Below are 1,487 nucleotides of genomic sequence, written 5' to 3'. Positions count from 1 at the left end.
GCCCACTATGGAGTGGAGGCCACCAGGACCAACCCGCGCTCATCTCACGAGAACGGCGTGGTCGAGCAGGCGCACCGTCGTCTCAAGAACGCGATCGTCCAGGCGCTCATACTCAGGGGACGCCGGGACTTCGACTCGGAGGATGAGTACAGAGGGTTCGTCAGAGGAGTCGTCGACCGGCGCAACAGGCTGGTGAGCTCGAAGCTGAAGGCAGAGCGCCGTCACCTGCGGCCGCTACCGCCGGCTCCGATCCCAGACTATGCCAGCTATCGTTGCAGGGTGCGCAGGTGGAGCACGATCAGGGTGGCGAACCGTACATACTCGGTGCCGTCGAGACTGATAGGCACTGAGGTGAACGTCAGGGTGTACGCCGACCACATCGAGGTGTTCTACAAGGACCACCAGCGGGTACATGGCACAGGTGAGGCGCAGATCGACTACCGACACATCATCGGGTCGCTGGTGCGCAAGCCGGGGGCGTTCGCACGCTACCGCTTCAGAGAGCAGATGTTCCCGACTCAGACCTTCCGACTGGCGTACGACGCGCTGTGTGACTGGAGAGGCGAACGCGCCGACGTCGAGTACGTGCGCATCCCCGGCCTACGCCGGGGCAGGCTCTTCACCTGGCCGCGACAACCATGGAGTCCAAGGTGGACAGGGCGCTCGGGAGACTGCTGGAGTCCGGTCTGAGCTTCGACTACGCGATGGTGCGCAGGCTGTCGGCGCCGGATCCTCCACCGGTCCCTGAGCTAAAGTTGCCAGGTACGGTGGACCTTGGCGTATACGACCGGCTGCTGGTGGGAGGCGCACGATGATGGTTGACACAGGTGCACCGAGCGCTGTTGCCGAACGGGTCAGGGATCTGTGCAGGCAGTTCAAGCTGCCGACACTGGCAGCGGAGACCGTCGGCAGGTTCAGCGATGCCGGACACGCAGATGCACTCGAGATCCTTCTGGAGGTGATGGAGCAGGAGGCAGAGGACAGACGGATCAGGCGGGTGCGTCCAAGCTCCCGGCCGGCAAGACCTGGGACACCTTCGAGCACGACAGGACTCCGATCCAACTCAGACAGCAGCTCGACAGACTCGGCGAGGGTGACTTCGTCGATCATGGCGTCAACGTGCTGGCGTTCGGGATGCCCGGCACGGGCAAGACCCACGCGATGTGTGCCATAGGACACAGACTGGTCGAGTCCAGTCGCTCGGTGCTGTTCATCCCGGCATACAGGCTGGTGCAGAGCCTGCCCCGGCGGAGGCCGGGGATATGCTGGCAGCCAAGAGAGACCTGGAGCTACCCAGGATGCTCAGAAAGCTGGACAACTTCGACCTGCTGGTGATCGACGACCTTGGCTACCTGCCGCAGGGAGCTGAGGAGTCGGAGGTGCTGTTCACGCTGATAGCCGAACGCTATGAGCGAAGGTCTCTGGGCATCACCTCGAACCTGGTGTTCAGCGAGTGGGAGAAGGTGTTCGCAAACCCGATGGCGACC

At 63.3% G+C, this 1,487-nt stretch carries 4 protein-coding genes; all 4 read left to right on the top strand.

The window, feature by feature from the left end; all coding sequences use genetic code 11:
- Positions 1–690 (top strand): hypothetical protein (locus tag J4G14_15290; protein ID MCE2459152.1); only part of this gene is annotated, 690 nt, incomplete at its 5' end.
- Positions 651–815 (top strand): hypothetical protein, encoded by a 165-nt coding sequence (locus J4G14_15285; protein ID MCE2459151.1) that lies wholly within the window; start codon positions 651–653, stop codon positions 813–815. The genes J4G14_15290 and J4G14_15285, both read left to right, overlap by 40 nt.
- 49 nt (positions 816–864) lie before the next feature.
- On the top strand, positions 865–1,335 hold the full coding sequence (locus tag J4G14_15280) for an ATP-binding protein (protein MCE2459150.1): 471 nt from the start codon (positions 865–867) through the stop codon (positions 1,333–1,335).
- A partial coding sequence (locus tag J4G14_15275) for an ATP-binding protein (protein ID MCE2459149.1) occupies positions 1,299–1,487 on the top strand: 189 nt, incomplete at its 3' end. The genes J4G14_15280 and J4G14_15275, both read left to right, overlap by 37 nt.

This window comes from Dehalococcoidia bacterium (genome assembly GCA_021295915.1).
In the GTDB taxonomy this organism is placed as follows: domain Bacteria; phylum Chloroflexota; class Dehalococcoidia; order Lucifugimonadales; family UBA1123; genus VXRN01.
The sequence above is the reverse complement of the archived record's forward strand: the minus strand, read 5'-3'. Positions and strand labels throughout refer to the sequence as shown.